General features: G+C 41.6%; 18 protein-coding genes. 16 read left to right on the forward strand and 2 right to left on the reverse strand.

The window, feature by feature from the left end:
• Nucleotides 1-128 precede the first annotated feature (128 nt).
• The 10 genes from GN277_RS05180 to GN277_RS05225 all read left to right on the forward strand — a co-directional run bounded on the left by GN277_RS05180 (nucleotide 129) and on the right by GN277_RS05225 (nucleotide 13,780).
• A complete protein-coding gene (locus GN277_RS05180) occupies nucleotides 129-1,166 on the forward strand; it encodes a glycosyltransferase family protein (RefSeq protein WP_159750129.1) in 1,038 nt (345 codons plus the stop codon).
• 83 nt (nucleotides 1,167-1,249) lie between these two features.
• On the forward strand, nucleotides 1,250-1,834 hold the full coding sequence (locus GN277_RS05185) for a serine O-acetyltransferase (RefSeq protein ID WP_244324960.1): 585 nt from the start codon (nucleotides 1,250-1,252) through the stop codon (nucleotides 1,832-1,834).
• A 12-nt stretch (nucleotides 1,835-1,846) separates the two neighbouring features.
• Nucleotides 1,847-2,515, forward strand: a complete 669-nt coding sequence (locus GN277_RS05190; protein ID WP_204162705.1) for a serine O-acetyltransferase — start codon at nucleotides 1,847-1,849, stop codon at nucleotides 2,513-2,515.
• Between the two features lie 40 nt (nucleotides 2,516-2,555).
• Entirely contained in the window at nucleotides 2,556-3,830 is a 1,275-nt protein-coding gene (locus GN277_RS05195; RefSeq protein ID WP_159750130.1) for a nucleotide sugar dehydrogenase, read from the forward strand.
• 246 nt (nucleotides 3,831-4,076) lie between these two features.
• A complete protein-coding gene (locus GN277_RS05200; protein ID WP_159750131.1) occupies nucleotides 4,077-5,120 on the forward strand; it encodes a helix-turn-helix domain-containing protein in 1,044 nt (347 codons plus the stop codon).
• A 67-nt stretch (nucleotides 5,121-5,187) separates the two neighbouring features.
• Complete coding sequence (locus tag GN277_RS05205; RefSeq protein WP_159750132.1) at nucleotides 5,188-6,426, forward strand: hypothetical protein; 1,239 nt, start codon at nucleotides 5,188-5,190, stop codon at nucleotides 6,424-6,426.
• The gene (locus GN277_RS05210; RefSeq protein WP_159750133.1) at nucleotides 6,416-8,953 is read left to right on the forward strand and encodes a P-loop NTPase fold protein; all 2,538 of its coding nucleotides are present in this window, start codon (nucleotides 6,416-6,418) and stop codon (nucleotides 8,951-8,953) included. The genes GN277_RS05205 and GN277_RS05210 overlap by 11 nt, the downstream gene beginning before the upstream one ends.
• A 3-nt stretch (nucleotides 8,954-8,956) precedes the next feature.
• The gene (locus GN277_RS05215; protein ID WP_159750134.1) at nucleotides 8,957-12,001 is read left to right on the forward strand and encodes an amidohydrolase family protein; all 3,045 of its coding nucleotides are present in this window, start codon (nucleotides 8,957-8,959) and stop codon (nucleotides 11,999-12,001) included.
• Complete coding sequence (locus GN277_RS05220) at nucleotides 11,983-12,624, forward strand: Cap15 family cyclic dinucleotide receptor domain-containing protein (RefSeq protein WP_159750135.1); 642 nt, start codon at nucleotides 11,983-11,985, stop codon at nucleotides 12,622-12,624. The genes GN277_RS05215 and GN277_RS05220 overlap by 19 nt, the downstream gene beginning before the upstream one ends.
• 370 nt (nucleotides 12,625-12,994) lie before the next feature.
• Nucleotides 12,995-13,780 carry an SIR2 family protein gene (locus GN277_RS05225; RefSeq protein WP_204162706.1) on the forward strand — a complete coding sequence of 262 codons (786 nt, stop codon included), beginning with the start codon at nucleotides 12,995-12,997 and terminating at the stop codon, nucleotides 13,778-13,780.
• A gap of 230 nt (nucleotides 13,781-14,010) precedes the next feature.
• Here the strand turns inward: GN277_RS05225 and GN277_RS05230 are convergent, their stop codons facing one another.
• Complete coding sequence (locus GN277_RS05230; RefSeq protein WP_159750137.1) at nucleotides 14,011-16,275, reverse strand: CAP domain-containing protein; 2,265 nt, start codon at nucleotides 16,273-16,275, stop codon at nucleotides 14,011-14,013.
• 322 nt (nucleotides 16,276-16,597) lie between these two features.
• Here GN277_RS05230 and GN277_RS05235 point away from each other — a divergent pair, with 322 nt between their 5' ends.
• The 6 genes from GN277_RS05235 to GN277_RS05260 all read left to right on the forward strand — a co-directional run bounded on the left by GN277_RS05235 (nucleotide 16,598) and on the right by GN277_RS05260 (nucleotide 23,628).
• A complete protein-coding gene (locus tag GN277_RS05235; protein WP_159750138.1) occupies nucleotides 16,598-17,128 on the forward strand; it encodes a VanZ family protein in 531 nt (176 codons plus the stop codon).
• Nucleotides 17,129-17,177: 49 nt separating this feature from the next.
• Entirely contained in the window at nucleotides 17,178-19,916 is a 2,739-nt protein-coding gene (locus tag GN277_RS05240) for a translation factor GTPase family protein (RefSeq protein ID WP_159750139.1), read from the forward strand.
• A 542-nt stretch (nucleotides 19,917-20,458) separates the two neighbouring features.
• A complete protein-coding gene (locus tag GN277_RS05245; protein ID WP_159750140.1) occupies nucleotides 20,459-21,490 on the forward strand; it encodes a methionine ABC transporter ATP-binding protein in 1,032 nt (343 codons plus the stop codon).
• On the forward strand, nucleotides 21,483-22,142 hold the full coding sequence (locus tag GN277_RS05250; protein WP_159750141.1) for a methionine ABC transporter permease: 660 nt from the start codon (nucleotides 21,483-21,485) through the stop codon (nucleotides 22,140-22,142). Before GN277_RS05245 ends, GN277_RS05250 begins: the two co-directional genes overlap by 8 nt.
• A 28-nt stretch (nucleotides 22,143-22,170) precedes the next feature.
• Complete coding sequence (locus GN277_RS05255) at nucleotides 22,171-23,034, forward strand: MetQ/NlpA family ABC transporter substrate-binding protein (protein ID WP_159756411.1); 864 nt, start codon at nucleotides 22,171-22,173, stop codon at nucleotides 23,032-23,034.
• 45 nt (nucleotides 23,035-23,079) lie between these two features.
• Nucleotides 23,080-23,628 (forward strand): GNAT family N-acetyltransferase, encoded by a 549-nt coding sequence (locus GN277_RS05260; protein WP_244324613.1) that lies wholly within the window; start codon nucleotides 23,080-23,082, stop codon nucleotides 23,626-23,628.
• Between the two features lie 93 nt (nucleotides 23,629-23,721).
• Here GN277_RS05260 and carB read toward each other — a convergent pair whose 3' ends face one another.
• On the reverse strand, nucleotides 23,722-26,952 hold the full coding sequence (gene carB, locus GN277_RS05265) for a carbamoyl-phosphate synthase large subunit (protein ID WP_159750142.1): 3,231 nt from the start codon (nucleotides 26,950-26,952) through the stop codon (nucleotides 23,722-23,724).
• Between the last annotated feature and the right edge of the window lie 16 nt (nucleotides 26,953-26,968).

Genomic DNA, 26,968 nt, shown 5'->3' on the forward strand with positions numbered 1-26,968 from the left:
ATACTGCTTTGTCTCAGATGCATATCATAATTATAACGTCGATAGGGGCTAAGATATGAGACACAATTAAGAAAATAACCAAACATAGGATGCGATAACACGGCATTATTAAAAGGTAGGATTATGTTATGTCAAAATTATTTTTGTTATTTAATTGCCCTTCAGGCCAGAACGATAAGCAATGGCTTGAAGATGTCTTAAGAGAACGAGGATATGATTTTGAGATCATTGAAACAAAATTATATGTTAATGTGATGTGCCAAGATGGGGTTAGGGGGAAAATGAGGTATTATTACCGCATTCTCACTCATGCTTTCAAAGCTATTTTAAAGAGCAAGGAAAATGATATTATTATCAGTTGGTCGGATTTTACTGCTGGGTTCATCAATTTCATGAGTATGACATTGGGCAACAGACGGAAGATAATATCCATGAACTGGCTGACACCAAGGGATAAAAAGTCATATTGGGAGTATCTGGATAGGAAGCAGTTCCAGAATAAAAATGTGTTGATTACTGTAAATGCGTTAGACTCGAAGCAAAAATATCTGGAAAAGTTTCATCTGGCGAGTGGGGATAATATTTATTACATTCCGGATATATATGACACAACGGTTGATTTTGTTGAGCCATGTTATAAAAAGAATGGTGGGAGATACATATTTACCGGAGGAATGGCAAACAGGGACTGGGGCCTCGTGATGCAGATAGCCATCAGGTTTCCGACACTTTCCTTTGTATGTTGCGCGTTAGAACATGATTTTAAATCGAAAGTGGATGATGTGCCAGAAAATGTAAAGGTATACTATTCTATTTCTCCTGACGAATATTATTTGCTGATGGCTGGCGCATATCTTGTCTTGATGCCTTTGATCACTTACCGAGTATCGGGATTGATAAATATTACCAGATCCGCACAGAGCGGGGTTCCCTGCCTAGTAAGCAGGTATGATTTCACTCAGATGTATTATCCAGAAGAACTCGGCAGCTGGGTTGTAGACGGTTCGGATGTGGAAAAATGGGGGCAAGAAGTTGAGCGTGCTTTAGAGTATGCGCAAGAGCGATATATTTCAAATGTTAAGATGTTCCAGAATCATATAATAAGACATTTTGGGCCGAAAGTGGCTTTTGAGACATTAGAAAAAATGATTTCTACATTATTATAATTTTAGTATTATATCCGCGAATGGTATGGGCATATATTTACAAGCTGAGACATTAAAACCCTAATATAGGAGAAGGGAATGTGATGATGATAAAAAATAAAGAGGAGCTATATGAATATTTAATGCAAGATGCTAAAGCAAATGGTAGAGAATCTCTTACACCTCATCTGTTAGGAGATGATATATGGAAAAATATTGTTTGTCTGAGGAAAAAAGAGTACTATATGTCCTTAAAAGGACTAAAGCGGTTGGTGTTTCTTCCGGCAGCTACATGGAATAGAATGATAGGGGCCCGACTTGCTATAAAATGTGGATTCTTTTTTCCGGTTGGAGTCTTTGAAAAAGGTCTTTCTGTTGCACACAAAGGTACAATCGTTGTGAATAACATGGCGAGAATAGGAAGGAATTGCCGTATTCATGAAGGGGTTACCATAGGAGCTACAAATGGCTCTAATAATGCACCTCAAATTGGAAATAATGTGTTTATTGCTACAGGAGCAAAAATTATTGGTGATATTCATATTGCAGATGATGTGGCGATTGGGGCTAATGCCGTGGTGGTCAAATCTATAGATGAACAGGGTACAACATGGGGGGTGCCTGCCAGAAAAATTAGTAACAATAATTCACATTCTAATTTAAATAAAATGTTGGAATTGGATAAATGAAAGGAATAATACATGATAGAAAAAAAACAAGATTTAGAAGATTGGCTATCAGAAGAACGGAAAAATTACCTGAAGGAGGCTTCTTTTTTTAAATATTTTCTGCGGCTGATAGGAGGATTTGAGGATTCTATTCTTTGGAACTACCAAAGACGATTGCGAATTACAGAATACCATCTAAATGCAGGACATAAAGTGCGTTATGTATTTAGCCGAATCCGCCTGAATCATAAAATGAACAAAACTGGTATTCATATTTTTCCCAATGTCTGTGGAAAGGGGCTTAGAATTATGCATTTGGGTCCTATATTAGTCAATGGCAGAGTTCAAATGGGCGAAAATGTAAAGATACATATTATGACTTCTTTTGTTGCGGGAGGAAATAACGATGACACGCCAATAATAGGTAATAATGTAGTTATAGGGGTGGGTGCAACTATCTTAGGTAAAGCAAAAATCGCAGATGGAATTGCCGTTGGAGCCAATGCAGTTGTAAATAAATCTTTTGAAGAAAAAAATATAGCAATAGCAGGGGTGCCAGCACATAAAATTTCTGATAATGGCAGTTTGACATGGGGGGGGGTAGAAAATAGTTTAGGCATCATTGCCTATTTGTCATATTATATTGCTTTATGGTCTATAAAGAAAATGCCTTGCAGCAGTATTGTTTATCATATCAAGTAAAGCACGTAATCTGATTAAAAAGTACAGGAGTAATAGAACTATGTCAAAAACAAATATAACAATCGCCGGAACCGGTTATGTTGGCCTTTCAATGGCCGTTCTTTTATCTCAACATAATCATGTAACGGCTGTAGATATCATACCAGAAAAAGTCGTGATGATTAACAATCGTATTTCTCCGATACAGGATGAGTACATAGAAAAATACTTATCCGAAGAATCACTAGATCTTACGGCTGTTTTGAATACAGGTGAATTAATGTCTAATAACCCGGCAGTTCAAGCTTATGCAACTTCGGATTTTATCGTTATTACAGCTCCGACAAATTATGATCCAAAAGAAAATTTTTTTGATACACGTGCAGTAGAAGCTGTAGTAGAAATGATTATAAAAGCGACAGAAAATAATCGTTTAAAGCCGACTATTGTAATAAAATCGACAATTCCAGTAGGTTACACAGAATTACTTCGTAAAAAATATGAAACAGATAATATTATTTTCAGTCCTGAATTTCTGCGTGAATCAAAAGCGTTGTATGATAATCTGTATCCATCTCGGATTATTGTTGGATGTGATGATAGAACCAAAACAAAGGCAGAATTTTTTGCAGAGCTTTTGAAGGAAGGCGCGGTGAAAAAGGATATTGACACACTCTTTACAGGTGTGACAGAAGCAGAATGTACGAAACTTTTTGCAAATTGCTTTTTAAGTATGCGAGTGGCTTATTTTAATGAGCTTGATACATATTGTGAATCAAAGGATTTGAATACAAAAGATGTAATTAAGGGCGTATGTATGGATCCGCGTATTGGAGACTTTTATAACAATCCATCTTTTGGATATGGCGGCTATTGTCTTCCTAAAGATAGCAAGCAGCTGTTAGCTAATTTTTCAGATGTTCCCCAGAATATTATGAGCGCTATAGTAGAAAGTAACCGGACAAGAAAGGATTTTATCGCGGATCGTGTGCTTGCGCTTGCCGGAGCATATGGCGAGTCAGACTCATATAATCCAGCCATGGAGCAAGAAATTGTAATAGGTGTGTATCGTCTTACAATGAAAAGTAATAGCGACAATTTTCGACAGAGTAGTATTCAAGGGGTAATGAAGCGAATGAAATCTAAAGGGGTAAAGGTTATTATCTATGAACCGACACTTGAAGATGGAACAACATTTTTCGGGAGCGCAGTTATCAATGATTTGAATGGATTTAAACAACAGAGCCATGCAATTATAGCAAATCGTTATAATACGAAAGATTTAGACGATGTGAAAGACAAGGTATATACAAGAGACATATTTGATCGAGATTAGTCTTAAAAGATGTACTGAAAATATTTTCTTAATTCTAATGAACTCCCAAAAATCTATTGAATTATACCCATATTTATTGTAAACTCTTGCAAATTAATATATCCCCCTTAAATATGCAAAAGTGCATACAAAATATGTATATTTGCATAAAAAATTATAAAACAAGCTACAAAAAGCTGGCCGCAGTGCAGTCTAAAAAAATAAAATGCAGATTAGCATATTTGGAGGAAACGGAACAACAAAATCATGGAAAATGAAAAAAAACAGAAGGAGCAGATCATCCAAAGAATATTGGCGGTAATAGAGCAAAAGATGGCCGAAAAACGGATGAAGCAAAAAGCTCTGCTAGACATATGCGCAGAGAAAGGATATGTGGTTTCACAGTCTGAATTATCCCGTATCCTTTCGCATAAGATAGCCATGGGGCTGTATCCAGCATTGGCAATCTGCGACGCATTAGACATTGATATCAACCAGATCGTGCATCCCGACAGAGTAAAAAGAGAAACGACGTTTTTGCCGCAGAGTACGTTTGTGACAGACCCGAACAGGCCGGAGATTGAGAATTATCTGGGATCTTACCACACTTTATTTTATGCCACAGATTATCGGGAAGATAAACTGTTGCGTGGAAGATTGGAATTGTCTGCAAAAAAGAAAGAAAGTCAGGCATATTGCTCCGCGTTTTTTTCGTTGGATACGGAGGATACGGATATGTATGGGCAGCCAATTGAAAAAAGATATCAGGGACGTTTTTTTGTATCGCCGCAGATGGGAATAGCGTATTGTTTTCTGGCAAATAATAAATTAGGAGAGATCTGCTCTCTGGAATTCCGTCATCGGACATTCTTCTATAAAAGGGTGGAATGTCGCCTTGGATTAGTTCTGACAACATCAACAGGTGAGAAAAAGACGCCGGCGGCACATAAGATTATAGTGTATCGGGGAAAGCTTCAATCTTCACAGGAACAACAGCTTGCGCATATGCTGAAATTAGACAATGGCGAGATGCATATAGAGGCAGAAGCGCTGAAGAAAATAAATGTGCCGGAAGAAACAAGAAAACTATTAAACAGTTTGTCAGATATGCTACGGGGGACCACTTACTATACGGTTAATGCTGCAAGCCTGAAAAATGCAAACAGAAAATTAAGTAATGTGCAGATTAGCGCATTGTTTTCAATATTAAGAGACTGCTCTGAAGATGAGTATACACTACATTTGGATGCGATGGAGGATGAGATGATTTTTGATCTCATCAGCCGGGATTCCGGAAAATCTCTGCAATAAGGAAACGGTAAGATGAAACATTGACAGAATGATTAATTTGGAGAGAAAATAGAATGGAGTGTAGGTCATGGAGTGGGAACATGAATCTAAGATTATAGACAGTATTAGAATCATTTGCAAACGATCACAGAACGAAGATTTTGTTTTTTTTGAGGAGTTTTTTAAATTATGCGGGATATTTGTGATTAGGTGCGCGGAGCCTCAGATACCACATCTGAGTGAGGATGATGAAGAATATACAGATTATGAATTAGACATTACGCACAATTTTGGGTGGATGGTACAAAAAGAAAATGAGAAAATGATGCTGAAAAAAGCGATAGAAATGGTTTATGGAGGTAATAGATCTTTCAGGGATGAGCTTTCATATCTTGCACCTGTCTATGTCAATCATGATTTAAAGCTTCATAATATGCGGGAAAGATATTTTTATGCACCGGTTTTTTCCAGAGTGTATGAAAGTTTGGCAAATTTTCGTGCTGCGGTTAGAGAATTGGAGGAAACTAAGATTAATGGCAGGCATGTGAAATATTTTAGGATTTCCTGTCAGCACAAGATCAATGTATTACTGGGCAAATTGCACAAAGAGAAAGAATACAGCGGATATATGTTAATAGCGGACGCGTTAAATTTGTGCGGAAGGGAAAGGGGGTATACTCAGGGATATCTCCTGGCAGGTATTGTTGCGGACGGCGATTTGCAGTTTCTCAATGACAGCATTCATTTTTATGATAATGCGTTTACCGGCAAGAAAGAGATAGATGCATATATACATTACAGAAAGGGAAGATACTATGAAAAAATAGACCATGATGAAGAAAGGGCGCTGACAGAATATAGGAAGGCATACAGGATGGATCAATCCAATTACCGGGCATTGTTTAAGGTGGCAATTATAGAGTTAAGTATAGGCGAAATGTATATGGATTACCGGTATATACGAAGATCAATAAGTACCTTTCGGGAAATCCCAGAGCTTTTATATGACGATATAGAAAATTGTAATTTATTACCGATTCAGTTGGAATACCTGGCAAAAACATATAAGAATTTGTATGATATCTATGATATTTGGATGGAACGAAAAAGCAGCGCTATGCAGGCGCTTTATGAGCTTTGTGATTTGGAGAGGATGATTGATGAGGATGCTTTTTTTGATCATTTCTTCGGAGATGGAGAAAAGGCGGATGAAGAAAGAAGATTATTAAAATGTCATCTGAATCTTGTTTATTATAAAGATGAGAGGGATACCATAGATAATGATTATTATATAAACAAAAGAGGAAAGATAGATTATGTCAAGTAGTATATGTATCGATTTGCATAATAATTATGAAGAATATATTGAAGATGTTAAAGACTTTAACAATTCTATTTTTAAAGATGTTTACAATAGCTTATATAAAGTGCTTAATGAGATTTTGACAGAGACACAGAATAAGAGAGGGAATATTATTACAATTCTTGGAAACAGGGGAAGCGGTAAAAGTTCTTTATTGCTATCCTTTGCAAATTCACTGGTTTCCAATAAGTACAAAGCTTTTATGGAAACGGTAATAGGTGAAGATACAAGTAAGAAAGTGTATGATGACGTACAGTTCAGCGTGATGGATAGTTTGGATGCATCTATGTTAGATTCCAGCGAGGATGTTTTTGATATTTTATTATCAAGAATGTTAAGAAATGTGGATGAATATTTGGAAAAGGATGCGGCTGAAGAAAGAAGGAATCGAAAATTTCAATATGATATTTTGCAGGAGTTTGATAAGATATATGAAATTCACCAGATGATTAAGAAGGAAAAGAATAGGACAAATGAGTCGGATTTAATGTCAGGTTATTCTTCTTTGTCTTTACTTCGCAGCTTGCCGGATAGCTTAGAGATGAATGATAAATTTAAGAAACTGGTTGACAACTATTTGGAAATCGTGTTGAGAAACGGGTGTGAATGGAGAGAACAGAAAAATTATTTGATTGTACCCATCGATGATCTGGATATGAACGGAGAAAATGGTTTTGAAAGTCTTGAGCAGCTCTACCGCTATGTGGCTGTGAAAAATGTTATTGTAGTAGTAGCGGTAAAATATGAACAGATTATGCATCTGGCCGAGAAAAATGGTTATAAACTTTACTCCGACAGCTGGAATAATACGGATAAAAATGAAATGGGGTATATCAATAATTACGCAAAAGAATATCTTGCGAAGCTGCTTCCAATTCAAAATAGAGTGTATATGCCGGATATGGTGCTTCATCATCAAGAAATCCGAGAAAAATGGCATGTTCAAGAGAATGGAAAAACCATAAGAGAAAATATTTTTTGTAAGATTAAAGAGGCGACAGGGATGTGTTTCTACATAAGTGGGAAGACGATGCATTTTTTAGAGCCGGAATCTTTGCGTGAATTAAGAGGATATTATGGATACTTAGACAGTCAGTTAATGACCAGGAATTTGAAAGAAAATAAAAATCAAAAAGAAATTGTGAAGGATAATATCGAGCAATTTGCCTGTGATTTTTTAAATCGTATTACAAATAGAAAATTAAGTTATGAACATAAAAGAAAAATCTTGTTTCTTTGTGAATTAGACTATGCAGGCATGAGCGAGTATTTAATTAATAATATTTTATATGAAAAATATGGGGTGATTCCGTGCCGGTTTAAGAATAGTTACGGTGAATTGTTACTTTATTTATATCTGGCAGGCAGGGATAATCAGGAAGAAAAATTATTTGTAGATGCGATTATTATTTTCTATACGTATCTTGTACAGAGAGAAAAGATAAAGTTACAAAAAAGCGCTCGTTCCATCGGCAAAATGGATGTGATGGCGGAAATATTTCCAGACAGTTGGGCGGGAAGTTGGTCAAACTATCTTGTTCCCCAAATAATAGAAGGAAAAATAGAAGTAAAAAAAGAAGAAAAGGATGAGCAAACTTCAGGTGATAGGAGGAGGGAAAAAGAGCAGCTATGGGGATGTATTGAAAGAATTGAACTTGTAAAAGCACATCCCTACATCCAATGGGAGTACCAAGAAATTAATCATGTATGTAATTGGATTAAAAAGAATGGAAAGAAAATTAAGGATTTGGAGTGGATGTTTATCTTCTTTGAAGAATTTGCTTCTGAACATGAAAGAGAAAATATTGATTTAATAGTTGAACAAGATCCAGAAGATCCAGAGAGTGGAATGACGTGGTCGTTTACTAATAAGATGGCTGATTTTAACATTTTGGCATTTATAAAGCATTCTTATTATTATAGAAAATATTTTCATGAGCTTTATGGAGCTATTGCAAAAGCCTTAATCGATTTAACAAACAGTAAAGAAACAATAGATGATGTTAGAAAAGTATTAAAACAATCTTCCGCATTATACAAAGAATTTCAGAAATGGGAATCGGATAGTGAAGGGATTGCTGTGCCGTTTCACTATACGGATATCTATTATCATATGTTGTACTGGCTTCGGGAACAAGCGAGTGAAAAGAATCATTCAGCGGTTGAAAGTGACAGTGTGTTTGCGGTATTAAGAGGAGTGTATCAAGATATAAAAGAATTTCTTGAAAATCAAGACAAAGGGTATTCGCTTAATAAAAGTCGGAGGAAAAGCGCTGGATTTGCAGAAAATTTTGAGAAGTGCCCGATTATAAAGGTGTTTTTAAATAAAGCCCAAGAACCAGATGAGTATACGAAAAAAATGTTTGGCAGAATTGTTTATTGCTGTGCTGAACATGGCGGAAGTAATAAACGTTACGGTAAGTCTAAGAGGAGAGATTCCGAGGTGACAACCAGCGATGAGCTAGGTTATGAAACATATAGTTGGAGATAGGCTATGAAAAATGTAAGATATATCATTGAATTATTTATAAAACATGTATCATCTCAGGATATTTTAGAGAATTCTATAACCTATGATATACTTTCCATACAGCAATTATTTATAAAGCATATACCATCTCGGAATATTTTAGAGGATTCTATACCATACGATATACTTTCCACGCAGCAATTTTTGAAGCTGGCGCTTCCGTATACGAAGGAATATTCAGAAAGTGAGTTGGAAAATATTTACGCAGCAATCAAAGATATGGTGCAGGTAGAATGTGAAAAACAGTTTATAAACAGTGTGAAAGCGGTTGGTTCAAAGAGCCAGCCGCTTAATCTTTTTGGTCTGTTATTACTCGCGGCGGAAAAGATGCTTCAATTTAACGGTAATGAAGTGGTATGTCAATATCGTTATCTGTTGGATTGGCGGCAATTGACGGTACAGATTAGTGAGGACACATTTACCACGGCATTCTGTGCGATTGAGGATCTGAAATCCAGAAAAAAGAGAACGCGTTTTGATTGGCCGGCTGTAATAAGACACAATAATTTCTATTTAAATAAATTATTGCAACAGGAATTATCAGATAACCATTTCCACTTATGGGCTTCTTCGCCGCATTTTAATCTCAGTTGGATACGAATCATGAATGATACGGACAACCGTGATATCCGCAAGAAGATGAGTGAGCTGAATTATGATAAGCTAAATGTAAATCAGGCGTATTATCAAGGGTATCAAGAGAATAAATTTGAGATTCTCTACCTGCAGGCAGCGTTAATAAGACTATATTTATATTCCTGGTTCAGCGAAAGAGAAATACGGTTGAGAGAATACTATCTTCATGGGGCTTCTAATAAAACGATTTTTCAGCAGATTGAAGAAGGCGTAAAGCCAGAATATCTGGAGATACTGTCACAGTTAAAACGGAAGAAAGCGGAGGTAAATAATTCGTGGCGGCAGCAATACAGGGAAAAGGCAGGTAAAAAACGGAATAAAGACATTGATTGCTTTTTGAGAAAATTGGAGGAAAATGGAATAGAGATTCCGTTCGTGGATGGGAAAGAAGAAGACATAACATTCTGGCAATGGCTGGAACATGCGTTTAATGGGTGCGGAGACAGGGAAACGATTCCACTGGCAGTTTTAGAGCCAATCCTGCAGGAAAGAGTTTATGCTATGATGTGGAAAAGATGTACGGATGAAACTGTCGAGTCATGGCTGAGGAATGGGGCACAGCTGCAGGTGAACAGCCGGAATATCCAACTGGCAATTAACACGCTGAGGCGGGGAAGGGGATTAGCACAGCGTCAGGATTATGCTTTGTGGGGCGTGCCTGCCAGAGATCAGACGGAAAACAAAGCCCGCTGGGAATTGTGCGGCGAGAGATATTTTCTCTATACAATGTTCCAGAAAGCATATCAGGGAAATCCGAAAGATGAGAGATACTTGAATCTGTTTTATGCATATCTGGTGATGAAAGAAAATCTCAGAAGCGAGCTTATTCAATCCAATAAGAGGATTGGCTTTCGGAATTTCCAGAAATATGACAGACGAAAAGGGATGCTGATGGATCATTCGCCCTTAGAGAATGCTGTGCTTAAATTGGCGATTGAAGATACGCTCTCCGACCCATGGCTAAGGCATCTGGAAGTCAGGATTGTGCCAAAGGATACGATAAAGAAGAATGTAGAGTATATCCGAGAAATTGATCTTTCAGATGTGAAACAAAAGAATCTATTAGAGCGATATTATTTTGTGTACCATTTTGTGAAGGAACCGGACGATACTCCGGAAAAATTATACCGTTCTTCCTGCAGGCATGAGAGGAAAAGGATGCAGATCAGGCAGCAGGCTTGTTGTATTGCCGGTCTTAGGGAACGTTTTCCCCAGGTGGCAAAACGTGTCTTGGGAATTGACGCATGTTCAATGGAAATCGGCTGCAGACCTGAAGTGTTTGCGCAGGCGTTTCGATATTTGAAGAATCATTGTGTGGTAGAAAAGTGGAAGAATAATGACGAAAGGAATCTGCCGCAGTTAAGAGTAACATACCATGTAGGTGAGGATTTCCTGGATATTGTTGATGGCCTTCGTGCAATTGAAGAAGCTATCCATTTTCTAAATCTGGATTGTGGAGACCGTCTTGGTCATGTGCTTGCATTAGGGCTGGATGTAAGGGACTATTATAAGGTAAAGCAAAATGTAATCTGTTTGCCTAAACAGGATTATCTTGACAATCTTGCATGGATTTTTGGCAGAATTACAAAATATCGTCTGGGGGTGGAACTAAATAATTTACATAATTATGTGGAAAGAGAATTCAGTAAATACTTTAGTGAGGTTTACGGAGAACTTTCGCAGAAGCATAACTATAATATACGAACATATTTTGAAGCATGGAAATTAAGGGGAGATAATCCCCAATATTATAAGTTCAAAAAATTTGATAAACCTTCATGGCAGACGGGGACAAAAGGGGAATATCGTTCTTATGGCAGTTATTCTATGAATTATCAGTATCCAGAGAATTTTCATATACGAGAGACAGAAGCGGTCGCGTATCTGTATTATGCATATCATTATGACAAGAATGTAAAACTTCGTGGACAGGAGAAGCAGGAGTTTTCTGTACCAGAATGTTGGGTGGATGGTGTGGAGATACTTCAGAAGAAGTTACAGCGTAATATTGCAAAGTGGGGGATTTCAATAGAAAGTAATCCTTCATCCAACTATATGATTTCTGTTCTTGACAGTTACGAAAATCACCCTATTGTAAAATGGTACAACCATCATCTGGTACAAGAACCAGAAAAGCTATCGCAATGCCCGCAGTTGTCAGTTTCCATCAACACAGATGATAAGGGATGTTTCAGTACCTCGTTGGCGAATGAATATGCATTAATGGCATGTGCCTTAGAGCAGGCAAAGGATGAGAATGGATGGCCTCTTTACAGCCGCACAATGATCTATGAATGGTTGGACGAGATCAGGAAGATGGGGAATCTGCAAAGTTTTCAGGAAGGGGGAGAAGAATGCATGATTATGCGATAGATTTCGGTAAAAGAAGAACAGTGAATGCAATTATTATAGGTGTTTATATATTGGTGGCACTGATTGCGTTGATATGTTTGAATAATTGGCTGAAAGATGAAATTAATGAGATTGTTAATGAAATGATGAGTCAGTTGACTCCCAAGATATCTCTAAGTACAACCAGAATTTTTATAAAGATTGTTTTGTCAACGTTTATTCCTGGAATAGGAATAGGGTTATTTTATGCGTTATATGACCGTATACTTTGGAAATGTGGGTGCTTTGTCCGTATACACAAAATTCCAAATCTTAATGGGAAGTGGATAGCTGAAGTAAGTTCTCCGATGAAAGGAAGGTATAAGCCTAAAATTAAAATGACGATCAAACAGACTTGGAATAAAATTCAGGTAAATGGTACTTCTGAACATAATACATCCACCTCCAGTGAATCGGCTTCTATTCTGGAGCAGCACGGAGTAATGTACTTTAGTTATTCTTATCGTATACAGCAGATGGGAGGGCAATGCTATCAGGGGTTTAATTCTTTGGAGATTAAAGATGATGAATTAATAGGACAGTATTTTTCTGCTAAAGATGTGGTAAATAAATTTGAGAATTGTTTCAGTAAAAAAAAACAATAATAAAATATGGAATCAGGTACGCGAATTAGCTGAGGGGTGTGGAACCAAAGGTGTTATTATTTTTAGACGGGAAGAAAGATAATGGAAAATGATGATAATCTACATGAAGCGGAGAAAGCATCCTTGTATTCCAAGTTTACATATTATTGGAGATAATAGCGGGATAGTGTGATTCCTTTTGTGGTGTTAGCAAGCAGAAGAACCGTAAGCTGTTAAAAAATTGCAGAAAGTGAGAAATGCATTGAGTTCACTTGATATCGACAATGTTAAGAGACTGCTACATAATAAAAAGGAAGTGTGCATTTTCGTAGGAGCAGGGGCCTCCATAATGCATCCTAGTTGTCTGCCGTCTTTTCAGGAGTTAAATAATATGTTGCTTTCTTGTTTGTATCAATGTCTGTCAACGAGGGAAAAGTTTAAAGCAAGTTTAGAGAGAATCCATACAAAACCAGAGCAGCTTTTACAGATTATATGGGATTATACAAATGGAAATTTCAATCCAGTAGAATGTTTTCAATATACAATCCCGAACAAAAATCATTATCTGTTGGCAGAACTTATAAATCAGGGGATTAATTGTATAGTAACTCCTAATTTTGATCCTTGTCTGGAAAAAGTTCTTGAGAAACGACACATAGATTTTGAATTTTTTGATAAAATTCAAAGTGAAAGCAAAGAGGCAGAGGACTTGATTCAATCCATAAAAGGGAAAAAAGTGACAATTTGGAAACCACACGGCGGCTGTAGAGAGATGCAGACACTTTGCTACACCCGAACAAAGGTGGCGAAACTTTGTAATTCGCAATATCTTAGGGAGATATTTTCTTATATTATTCAAAATTATAATATGTTGTTTTTAGGGTATAGTGGGTATGATGATGATTTTTCCCTATCTTATATGAAAATATTCCAAATTCTAAAAGGCAGGTTGTATGGAATGCTGGCGTTGGAATTTGGGAAGAAGTCCCAGTGTATGCAAAGCATTGCCCGAACTTATACCTATCTGGCGATCGCAGACGCAAAGCATGGGAAGCGAGAAACAGCTATACAAAAGTTTAGGAAATCTTATGAAATTCATAAGCAGATTGGAGAAGGGTTAGGCTATTTTTATACTGCTTTGGAGGAATGTGAAATTGATATTTCTCAGATTCATTAGGAATACTGGCAAAGTTCTGGACGTCTATATTTACAGTCACATTTTTCTGATGAACAATATAAACACCTACGTTTACTATTCATATTAATAGAAAATGAATATATAATGTAAAGCTGTCAGAGTTAATTTTGAAAATTTGGATTTTTATCGAGAATATTAATGGAAGATGAATCGTAATAAAAAGAGCAGAGCATATATCACTTACATGCTCTGCTCTGCAACGTCAAATTTTAGACCATTTTGCGTTTCCAAACACCCAAAATAGCAATAACTGACATTCCTAACAACAAAATATATATCCCTGCATCTGTGAGATCACCGGTCTTAGGTGAACGGCTGCTGTTACTACTAGTCGTGTTTTTGGCAGTCGTCATACTGTTTGAAGACTGTTTCGCAATTTTAAATGTTGTCGCAGCCTTACCGTCTTTAAATATAATCTCTATTGTATGCGCCCCATCTTTTAAGGTATTCAGATAAGAAGGTTTAAGCGTTACGATTGTGCTTCCGCTTGTTACACTATAATTCATTGGGTCTACAACAGAGCCGTCTATTCTAACCTCTACAAACAGAGAAATATCAGCATCTGCACAGAAAGTCAGCTCTTTGTTTGAATTCATAACCCATGTGCTGCCAGCGCCTTTTATTATCTTATAATTCGGCAGCTTTTCAATAATTTCAGTCCTTGTTATCTTACATATCTGGCAGGTATAGGTCTTAACGCCCTCTGTCTGTCGTGTAGGTTCAGTCGTAATAACACCATTATCCCACTGATGCCCCTTTGCCGGAATCACTTTCAAACCTTCCAGCGTCTCGCCGCATACAGTACAACGGATTCCAGCTTCATGTCCGCTTTCTGTACAGGTTGCTTCTAATGCAGCAACGTTTTCCTTTACATGCCCCTTTGACGGTACAATATTACCTTTTTCTAAAACGGTATTACAGAGTTTACAAATCTGATCCCCAGTATATCCGGCTTCAATACAAGTTGCATCCTTCTGATTTGTCAGAATTGGCTGATGTCCTTTTGGAATCACCTGGCTGTCTTTTACAGCATCACATTTGCTGCAATGGATGGACTTACTTCCGTCGGTTGTACAAGCTGCTTCCTTGTCGATCGTATAATCAGTTTCCCACACATGTCCTTTGATGACCAGGCCTCGTGTCTCTGTAAAGGCACATACAGAGCATACTCTTTTATCACTTCCGGTATTCTCGCAATCAGGTGAGGCAATCTGCTTCCATTCGCCAAAAGAATGGCCTAATGCTGGTATATTTTCTCCTTTTGAAACTTCTTTGCCACAGACGATACATACCTCGTCACCGGTATATCCAGCTTCAGTACAAGAGGCTTCCGTCTTGTTTTTCGTCTCTGTTTTATGTTCTGCGGCGCCGATTGTCTCTGTTTTAGTACCCCCACATTTAGTACATGAATAAGTAATTACTCCGCCGGTCTCACAGGTAGCGCCGTCGGCAAGCTTGCCTGAGTCCCATTTGTGCCCTGTTTTCGGAATAGCAGAGCCTTTTTCTAATATCTCGCCGCAAACGGTACATACTTTATCGCCGGTATATCCGTCTTCCTCGCAGGTTGCGCTTTTCTTATTTTTTATTTCTTCTTTGTGTCCTAATGCCGGAAGCTCGGTCTGGGCCTTGATGACAGTATTGCATATGGAGCAATGGGAACCTTCGGTCTTGCCTGTTGTGGTACAGGTCGCTGCTACCGCCGGATCGACTACTTCATTATGCCCTGTCTTTGGGATGGTTTCAGTTCTGGTTTCGTCGCATTCCGTACAGGTATACTTTTTCTCCCCGACTTCTGTACAGGTTGCCTTTTTAGTCACAGTCCCTTTATCCCATACATGATTGTGACCTTTGACTGCTATCGAGACAGTTCTTGTAGAGTCGTCTGCCGGTGTTGCTGCCATCTGTGAGGCAGGGCTTCTGAATTCCTGCACCCAGTAATGTGTTCCATTATAATATACATGGCCGACAGCAAATGCCGTGAAATCGTCAGACAACATATTACGTCTATGTCCCTGACCATTATATTTGTCGTTCTTCTCTTGCCATGCTGTAAATACTGCTTCGGAAGTTGTGTACCCATATGCAATATTCTCTCCGGCATAGCGAGTAGTTCCTTCATACGCAGTAAAGCAATCTTCTCCATTTGGTCTTGTATGATGAAGTTTATAGTTATATGCAATCTCAGCCGCCCGAAGCATTGCAGCCTTTTCTAGCTCGTAATCATAGACAAGCGTACTGCCTTTACAATTACTTTTGGTCTGATTGTCCTCATTCCAATACCAGTTCTCACCTCCAGTTCTGAAATCGTTTACCATTTTCAGCATCTCACGGGCTTCTGTCTGTCCGTATTGCACACTAAGCGTCTTTGTGACAGTGCCGTCTGCAGCATTTGTTACAATGGTTGTACTTCCCAGAAGCAAAAGCATTGCAAATACGAATGCTGCAATTTGCCTGCATTTTTTGCAAATGTCCATTTTAATTTTACCCTCCTGTAATCATAAATTAATCTTTAAAAGATTTTGACAGTCTAATTATAGTGTGTAATTGTTTTATATTCAAGAAAAATATATATTTTTCTTGAAGAGAGGGGAGCAGATCTGTATTTAATTAATATCGTAATATTTTGTATCATTTTAGGTTTTGTATTGACTCAATCATTTTCAAACAGAAACGGTTATTGCTGTAAGCCAGAAGTCTTGCATATTGCGAACATGCAGACTTTGTGGTACTATAATCAGAATAAAGTGTTGTAAAATAGACATTATAAGAATGAATTCATCCGGAGGTACTTAGGCATTGGATTTATACCAGATTTTCATTACGCATAATCGTGCATGGACGATTCGGGAAATCGTCTGTTTTTCTATACTTTTCTTCATCGTAGCGGTTATCTTATTCAGACTGGTGGGGCGGCGCAAAATTGCTCTGTCCCAGGCAGTTGCGGGATTGCTTTTGCTGCTTTTTCTTGGAATTGTATTTGCATCAACTGTGTTTACACGGAATCCCACGGGAGTTCACCGCTATGAATTAGAAGTGTTTTGGTCATGGAAAGCCGTTCGACAGGGCAGCCGTGAGATGCTAAAAGAGAACCTGCTGAATATGATTTTATTGTTTCCGGCAGGGCTGCTTCTGCCATTTGTATTTCACAGGAAAACGTCCTGGTGGAAGGGACTTTTGATCGGTCTTACGATATCGGGAATGATTGAGACATGCCAGCTTGTATTTTGCCGCGGGTTGTTTGAGTGGGATGATATGATACACAATGGGTTCGGCTGCATGGTGGGGTGTATATTGAGCAGCGGGCTTATGAGATGTACAGACACATAAAAATAAAAATCCTTCTATGTAATATAGATGACAGAAAGGGGTATTTTTGATGGACGATTCATCAGAACATATCTGTATAGGCATACTTGCGCACGTTGACGCAGGCAAGACCACATTATCGGAGAGCCTGCTATATCTAAGCGGCAAGATCAGAGCATTAGGCCGCGTAGACCATAAGAACGCATATCTGGACACCTATGAGTTGGAACGCAGCCGAGGTATTACAATCTTCTCTAAACAGGCCGTATTCAACCTTGGAGATACCCAGGTGACACTCCTTGACACCCCAGGGCATGTGGATTTTTCCACAGAAATGGAGCGTACTTTGCAGGTATTAGATTATGCAATTCTCGTCATAAGCGGAACGGACGGTGTGCAGGGACATACACGGACCCTATGGAGTCTATTAAGACGATACCGAATACCGGTTTTTATATTTATCAATAAGATGGACCAGGAAGGAACGAACCGCGAAAAACTTCTTTGCGAATTGAAGAAGCATCTGGACGGCGCCTGCGTCGCTTTTGACCAAGAGGGGGAGGCTCTCCATGAAGAACTGGCAATGTGCGAAGAAGCTGCCCTTGAAGAATATCTGGAAAACGGCGCACTTAAGGAGGAGACCATCATACGCCTGATTGCTAAGAGAAATGTGTACCCCTGTTATTTTGGTTCTGCATTGAAGCTTTATGGCGTGGGGGAATTTATGGAAGGGCTTGAACACTATATGCGTGCAAGAGCTTTTATTTCCTGGGAAAACGAAAAAAGCAGGGCAGTATCAGGCAAGAGCCAGAAAAGCTTTGGGGCAAAGGTGTTCAAGATATCCAGAGATACCCAGGGAACTCGTCTGACCCATCTGAGGGTTACGCAAGGCACTCTGAAAGTAAAGGATATTTTGACCCAAGGCTTGGAGGCGCCAGAGCCGTGGGAAGAAAAGGTCAACCAGATTCGCATCTATTCCGGAGAAAAATACGAGATGGTTTCAGAGGCAAAAACAGGATGTGTATGTGCGGTCACTGGGCTTAATCATACATATCCAGGCGAGGGCCTGGGTGGGGAGAAGGCCTCCGGCACTCCGGTATTAGAGCCGGTGCTGAATTACCGTGTCTGTTTGCCGGAAGGATGCGACGCTCATACAATGCTTAAAGACCTCCGGCAGTTGGAGGAGGAGGACCCTATGCTTCGGATTGTGTGGGACGAGGAATTAGGGGAAATCTATGCGCAGCTCATGGGGGCGGTGCAGATAGAGATTCTGCAAAGCCTGGTAAAAGAGCGTTTTCATACAGAAATAACATTTGATACAGGAAATATTGTCTATAAGGAAACCATAAGGAATACCGTAGAAGGAGTCGGGCATTTTGAGCCTCTCCGTCATTATGCAGAGGTGCATCTTTTGTTAGAGCCAGGAGAGCCAGGAAGCGGAGTGGTGTTGGAGGCAGATTTAAGCGAGGATGAGCTGGATGGAAACTGGCAGCGGTTGGTTCTTACCCATCTGGCGGAACGAGAGCACCGCGGCATATTGACAGGGGCGGCGGTTACGGATATACGAATCACTCTGATTGCGGGACAGGCTCACCCGAAGCATACCGAGGGCGGAGATTTCCGGCAGGCGACATACCGAGCCGTCAGACAGGGATTGATGCAGGCCGATAGCATTTTGCTGGAGCCCTATTATGAATATTGTCTGGAGTTGCCGTCAGAGATGGTGGGGAGGGCAATGACAGATATCCGCAAGATGTGCGGGGAATTTGAGCAGCCGGAGATAGCGGGTGAGACGGCGTTACTTCGGGGAAAAGCGCCGGTGGCAACCATGCGGGATTATCAGATAGAGGTTCACAGTTATTCCAGAGGCAGGGGGCGGCTGACCTGTACGTTTAAGGGGTATGAGCCTTGCCATAATGCGCAGGAGATCATAGAGGAGAAGGGGTATGAGCCGGAACGGGATTTGGAGAATCCCACGGGTTCGGTATTCTGCGCCCATGGGGCAGGATTTGTTGTGCCATGGAATCAGGTGCCGGAGTATATGCATATTGAGAGCGTGCTTGAGAAAAAGGCAAGACAAAAGAACACAGAGAGTATGGTGCAGCAAGCAGGTATGAAGCATGGAGTAGCGTTTAGCCGGACAAGCTTCACCCAGGAGGAGGAAAAGGAGTTAGAGGAGATATTTATCCGTACTTACGGAAAGATAGAACGGAGGACCTCCGCAGATTCCAGATATGTCCCAGGCGGGCTGGAGAAAAAGAGGCATAAGAAGGAAGAAGCGGTTCAGGAGTATCTTCTGGTGGACGGATATAACGTCATATTTGCATGGAATGATTTAAAAGAGTTGGCTAAGGTAAACATTGATGCGGCGCGAAATAAACTGATGGATATTCTTTGTAATTATCAGGGATTCCGAAGATGCGTCGTTATCTTGGTGTTTGACGCCTACAAAGTGGACGGCTATGCGCTTGAAATCCAGAAATACCACAATATCCATGTAGTGTACACCAAGGAGGCAGAGACAGCGGACCAGTATATTGAGAAGGTGGTTCACCAGATTGGAAGAAAGTATCATGTAACCGTGGTGACCTCAGACAGCGTAGAGCAGGTTGTCACTCTGGGACAGGGTGGTACGCTGATTTCCTCCAGAGAATTCAAGGAAGAAGTAGAGCTTGTAAGAAGGCTGATTCGGGAGGAATACGCAAGCAGGAGAGAGGCGGGGAAGAATTATCTGTTTGATCATATGGATGAGAAGATGGCCAAACAGATGGAAGATGTTAGGCTTGGGCGGAAGGACTCCATAGAATAAAAGAGGTAACAGTTCAGCCTGCAACCGCGCACTTGCTGCGCGGTTAGCAGCCAATGAATTGGAGCAGCTGGGAATCAGCCTCTTTGCCGCAGGCAAACTTTAAAATGGGCGGATTCCGTAACAGTGAAGCCGGAAGGCTGAACTGTTACATTTTTATCTTTAAATAGTTCATTAATACTTGACAATTCTTTCAGATTGTTCTATTCTACTATAGAGCTGTAGAGAAATGAAGTGACAGAGAGCTCTGTATACTGTCAGGCTTTACAGTTTCTATAGAATGACAGGGAAGGAGAACCAGATATGAAGGCGACGTTTCATCAGAATATGAACCAGAATATGATGATGACAGGCTGTGTTGATATGTGCATGATGTGCATGATGAACATGGCTTATTAGTGTATGCGTCTGATTATCTGATTTTTGACATACTATTGTTATTGGGTAGAGTGTAGGGAGCAGGTACGGCGTGTACTTGTTCCTTTTTGTAGTTCATACAGACAATGGGAACAGTATAATGTAATAAACAGAGAGGAGAAAAGCACATGGCGCAGATTGAAGTAAGGCATCTGTCGAAGACATTTACTTCAAAAGATGTGAAGGTCAATGCATTGAGGGACATTAACCTTGAGATAGAACAGGGAGACATCTATGGAATCATAGGCATGTCCGGTGCAGGAAAGAGTACGCTGGTACGGTGTTTGAATTATCTGGAAAAGCCCACCGTGGGAGAGGTTTGGGTTGAGGGAAAAGAGCTTGGAGGAATGTTGGAGAAAGAGCTTCTGAAACAGAGGAAGGATATTGCGATGATTTTTCAGCATTTTAACCTGCTGATGCAGAAAAATGTGGTGGATAACGTAAGCTTCCCTCTATTGATTCAGGGTGTCAAGAAGAAGGAGGCTAGGAAGCGGGCGAAGGAATTGTTGGGAATCGTAGGGCTTGAGGAGAAGGCTCTGGCGTATCCTGCACAGCTTTCCGGCGGACAGAAGCAGAGGGTTGCCATTGCAAGGGCGTTGGCGTCAGATCCGCGGATTCTTTTGTGCGACGAGGCCACCAGCGCTCTCGACCCTCAGACAACAGCCTCCATCCTTGAGCTTTTGAAGGATATCAACAATCGCTTTGGAATTACTATTGTAATTATCACCCATCAGATGTCGGTGATTCGTAAAATTTGCAGCCATGTGGCGATTATGTCACTGGGGGAAATCAAAGAACAGGGACGGGTGGACGAGATTTTCAGCCATCCAAAGACCAAAGAAGCAAGGGAGTTGATTCTGAAGGATATGGAGGGCGAGGGACCGGTGAACCTTGCGAAGCCGCAGGAGAGGCTTAAGGAGGCAAAGAAGATTCGGATTGTATTTTCGGAGAACTCATCCTTCGAGCCTGTGATTGCCAATATGGTTTTAAAGACTGGCAGACCTGTGAATATCCTTCGTGCGGATACCAAGAATGTGGGAGGAATCGCCAAGGGAGAGATGATTTTGGGGCTTCCTGACGACAAGAGCCTGCAGCAGGAGATTGAGGATTATATCAGAGAGAGAGGATTGGAGATTGAGGAGGTGACAGGGGATGTTTAGTGCTGAAGTGATTCAGATGTTGATAAAAGGAATCGGAGAGACGCTGTACATGACGCTGGTATCCACGTTATTCGGGTATTTGTTTGGGCTTCCTATGGGAATTCTTCTGACCATAACCGACAGAGAAGGAATTAAGCCGAATGTAGTTCTCTATAAGATACTGGATATATTTGCAAATATTGTGAGAAGCGTTCCCTTTCTGATTCTGCTGATTGTGTTGATTCCGTTAGCGCGTTTCATTGTGGGAAAGAGCTACGGCTCCTCAGCCACGATTGTGTCCCTGGCGGCTGCGGCAATTCCTTACATAGCGCGTATGGTAGAGTCGTCTCTTCGGGAGGTGGATGCAGGAGTGATTGAGGCGGCCAGGTCCATGGGGGCGTCAACATTTACCATTGTGACCAAGGTTATGCTTGTGGAGGCCAGGACCTCCCTGATTGTGGGCGTTACGATTTCCCTGGGAACCATACTGGGATATTCTGCAATGGCGGGAACCTTAGGCGGAGGCGGACTTGGAGATATTGCAATCCGTTACGGATATTATCGGTATGAGGCCGGAATTATGGCGGTCACGGTTATTTTATTAATTGTGCTGGTGCAAATATTCCAGACGGTTGGTATGAAGCTGTCTGTTCATTTAGATAAAAGAAAGTAATAAATAAACAAAATGGAGGATATGTATGATGAAAAAGAAAGTATTGACAGTATTGTTGGCAGGAGTATTGGCGGCAGCAGCATTAACAGGCTGCGGCGGTTCTGATAAGGATTCTGATTCCGGTTCTTCTGGTTCTGATTCCGGTTCATCCTCGGAAGGTAAGGTGGTTAAGGTTGCGGCGTCTGCCACACCTCACGCCGAGATTCTGGAGGAGGCCAAGGGGCTTCTGGAGAAAGAAGGATATCAATTAGATGTAACAGTGTTCAACGATTATGTTCAGCCCAACGAAGTGGTGGAAAGCGGTGATTTTGACGCAAATTATTTCCAGCATATCCCTTATCTTGAGAGCTTCAATGAGGAGAAGGGAACCCATCTGGTAAATGCCGGCGGAATTCACTATGAGCCTTTTGGAATCTATCCGGGAACCAGGAAAAGCCTGGACGAGCTGGAGGAGGGAGATACGATTGCCGTTCCCAACGACACCACCAATGAGGCAAGAGCCCTTCTGCTTCTTGAGGCTAACGGCGTGATTAAGCTCAAAGACGGCGCGGGTCTGAACGCTACGGTAAATGATATTGCGGAGAATACAAAGAATGTTAAGATTCAAGAGCTTGAGGCAGCGCAGGTGTCCAGAGTTGTAGAAGAAGTTGCTTTTGTGGTGTTGAACGGGAACTATGCCCTTGAGGCGGGGTATTCTGTGAAGTCTGACGCCATTGCTTACGAAACGTCTGATTCTGAGGCGGCTAAGACCTATGTAAATGTCATTGCAGTAAAAGAGGGCAATGAGGAAAACGAGGCAATCCAGGCGTTAGTGAAGGTGCTGAAGTCTGACGATATCAAGAAATTCATTGATGGAGAGTATGACGGGGCTGTAATTGCCTTTGAAGAATAAAATAATGAAGCTATCGTATTATCATTAAATAAGCAGAATCATATAATGGATGGAAAAACAATGGAGACACATTACAGAGAATTAACCGAAAAAGAGATATGCCGCGGTTTATTCCGGCAATTCATCCGCCGTCAGATTGTTGTAGAATGTTGGCGGAGAGAAAACGAAAAGTGGGTAATACGGGACGACCCATTTATTGACGACTGGTCAGAATCGGATTACGAGTTTCTGGTTACCTGTCTCAAAAATACGATAGCTACGGGCGGCTTTGTCTATGGTTTTTTCTGCGACGGTATTCTGAAGGGATTTACCTCCGTAGAAAAAGCCTTGTTCGGAACTGCCGAAAAGTATCTTGACCTTACAAGCCTCCATGTATCCCAGGATATGAGGGGCAAGGGCATTGGAAAAATACTTTTTCATGAGGCGGGCAGATGGGCGAAAGAGCACGGCGCCGAGAAGCTGTACATCTCCGCCCACTCGGCTGTGGAGACGCAAGCCTTCTACAAGGCAATGGGGTGCGTGGAGGCAAAGGAGTATAACCAACAGCATGTAGAAGCAGAGCCTTATGACTGCCAACTAGAATGTCAGTTATAGGCTGCAAAAGAATTATCATAGGATTGCTTCCAGAATTGTATTTCAAAAAATATAATGGGGAAATCGGATCATGCCGATTTCCCCATTTATATGTTAGCCTAATCTGTCCGAAATCTCCCCATGAAGCTGCTGAAGCGACTTCACATCCCCTCTGCCATGTGCATTCATATGTTGAATTCCCCTTGCAGTTACCTTTGCAGCGGCAATGGTGGTGATATAAGGAATCTTAGCCTTAATAGCTGCTTTCCGAAGATAGCTGTCATCGTGAATGCTATCTTTGCCTACCGGCGAATTGACAATCAGGTCAATCTGTCCGTTGGTAATCAGATCCAGGATATTAGGACGCCCTTCATACAGCTTCTTTACCTTCTCGGCCTTAATTCCCGCCTCGCGGATAATCTCATAGGTGTTTCCGGTTGCAAGAAGCTTAAAGCCGTCCTCAGCAAACATTTTTGCCACCTCAGCTACCTCAGCCTTGTCCTTGCGATTGACAGAAATCAACACGGTTCCCTTAAGGGGCAGCTTGGACTGTGTGGCCTCCTGGGCCTTGTAGAAGGCTTCGCCGTAAGAGGAGGATAGTCCGAGAACTTCTCCCGTGGAGCGCATTTCCGGCCCAAGTACAGGGTCAACCTCCTGGAACATGTTGAAAGGGAACACAGCCTCCTTGACGCCATAGTAAGGAATGTCTTTCTCTTTTAATTCAGCTACCGGAGACGGGCGGCCCGTCAGCTCGGAGGTAATGATATCCGTTGCAAGGGGCACCATGCGGATGTTGCATACCTTGGATACCAGCGGTACGGTACGGGAAGCGCGCGGGTTGGCCTCCAGCACGTAAACCTTGCCGTTCTCGATGGCGTACTGCATATTCATCAGACCCTTGACATGCATTTCCTCGGCAATCTTCTTGGTATATTCCTTGATTGTCCGCACATTTTCCTCGGAAATATGTACGGAGGGGATGATGCACGCAGAGTCTCCGGAGTGTACGCCGGCAAGCTCGATATGCTCCATTACTGCCGGAACAAATGCATGGTTTCCGTCGCTGATGGCGTCGGCTTCACATTCCAGGGCGTGATTGAGGAATCGGTCAATCAGGATTGGTCGGTCAGGAGTCACGCCCACAGCAGCTTTCATGTAGCCCTCCATGCTGTCATCATCATAGACGACCTCCATGCCGCGCCCACCAAGGACGTAAGAAGGACGCACCATTACGGGATAACCAATCTTTCCTGCAATGGCGAGAGCCTCGTCTACCGTGGTTGCCATGCCGGATTCCGGCATTGGAATCTCAAGCTTGTCCATCATTGCGCGGAACAGATCGCGGTCTTCCGCCAAGTCGATGACAGAAGGAGAGGTTCCAAGAATCTTAACCCCATTCTTCTCAAGGTCGGAAGCCAGATTAAGAGGAGTCTGTCCGCCGAACTGTGCAATGACGCCCACTGGCTGTTCCTTTTTGTAGATGCTCAGCACATCCTCCAGTGTCAGCGGTTCAAAATACAACTTGTCGGAGGTGTCATAGTCCGTGGAAACGGTTTCTGGATTACAGTTTACGATAATCGTCTCAAAGCCAAGTTTTTTCAGCGCCAGTGATGCATGGACGCAGCAATAGTCGAATTCGATTCCCTGTCCAATACGGTTTGGACCACCGCCCAAGATCATGACCTTTGGCCGGTCGGTATGGATTGGATTCTTGTCTGTGCCGTTATAAGTGGAGTAGTAGTAAGCGCTGTCCGGTGTGCCGCTGACATGGACTCCCTCCCAGGTTTCTTCTACGCCAAGCTCGATTCGGCGGTTGCGGATTTCATCCTGGGATACCTCAAGAATCTGGCTTAAATATTTGTCTGAGAAACCATTTTTCTTTGCGGAAATCAACATCTCATCAGAAGGCAGGCTGCCCTTAAACGCGGCGATGGCAGTTTCTTCTTCTACCAATTCCTTCATCTGTTGGATAAAATAAGTCTTTACCTTTGTAATGTCAAAGATTTCTTCTACGGTTGCGCCTTTGCGTAACGCTTCATACATAATAAAATGGCGGTCGCTGGAGGGTGTTATCAACATTTGAAGCAGGGCTTCTTTGGTTTTTGTATGGTAGTCCCTGGCATTTCCCAGTCCATAGCGTCCGGTTTCCAGACTTCGGATTGCCTTCTGGAACGCCTCCTTGTAGGTCTTTCCAATACTCATGACCTCTCCGACGGCACGCATCTGGGTTCCAAGCTTGTCCTCAACGCCTTTGAATTTCTCGAATGCCCAGCGGGCAAATTTGATAACTACATAGTCGCCGTCTGGTACATATTTATCTAACGTGCCGTATTTGCCGCAGGGAATGTCCTTTAAGGTCAGGCCGCAGGCAAGCATGGCAGACACCAGGGCGATTGGGAAGCCGGTTGCCTTGGAGGCCAGCGCGGAGGAACGGGAGGTACGGGGGTTGATCTCGATAACCACGATACGGTCGGTCACTGGATCATGGGCAAATTGTACGTTGGTTCCGCCGATTACTTCAACGGACTCTACAATCTTGTATGCCTGCCGTTGTAATTCCCTCTGACATTCCTCAGATATGGTAAGCATTGGCGCGCAGCAGAAGGAGTCTCCGGTATGTACTCCCAGAGGGTCAATATTTTCAATAAAACATACGGTGATCATATTGTTGTCGGCGTCGCGGACAACTTCCAACTCCAGTTCTTCCCATCCAAGGATGGATTCCTCCACCAGAACCTGCCCCACTAGGCTTGCCTGTAAGCCGCGGGCGCAGACGGTTTTAAGTTCTTCCTTATTATATACGAGTCCGCCGCCAGCGCCGCCCATGGTATAGGCAGGACGAAGAACCACAGGGTATCCCAGAGTATCAGCGATTTTAAGGGCTTCGTCCACACTATATGCGACTTCGCTTCTTGCCATCTCGATTCCGAGGGCATCCATGGACTTCTTGAATTCAATTCGGTCCTCACCCCGTTCAATGGCGTCCACCTGTACGCCGATTACCTTGACCTGGTATTTGTCAAGGATTCCTTCCTTGGCAAGCTCGGCGCATAAGTTTAGTCCGGACTGTCCGCCCAGGTTCGGAAGGAGTGCGTCGGGGCGTTCCTTTGCGATAATCTGCTCTAAACGGTCTGTATTTAGCGGCTCAATGTAAGTTACGTCAGCCATCTCAGGGTCGGTCATGATGGTGGCTGGGTTGGAATTTACCAGCACAATCTCATATCCGAGGCTGCGAAGCGCTTTGCAGGCTTGTGTTCCGGAATAGTCGAACTCGCATGCCTGACCGATGATGATGGGGCCTGAGCCGATAATAAGTATCTTGTGAATGTCTGTTCTTTTTGACATGTTTTCCTCCTAAATT

It is taken from the genome of Sporofaciens musculi, assembly GCF_009830285.1.
Classification (GTDB): domain Bacteria; phylum Bacillota; class Clostridia; order Lachnospirales; family Lachnospiraceae; genus Sporofaciens; species Sporofaciens musculi.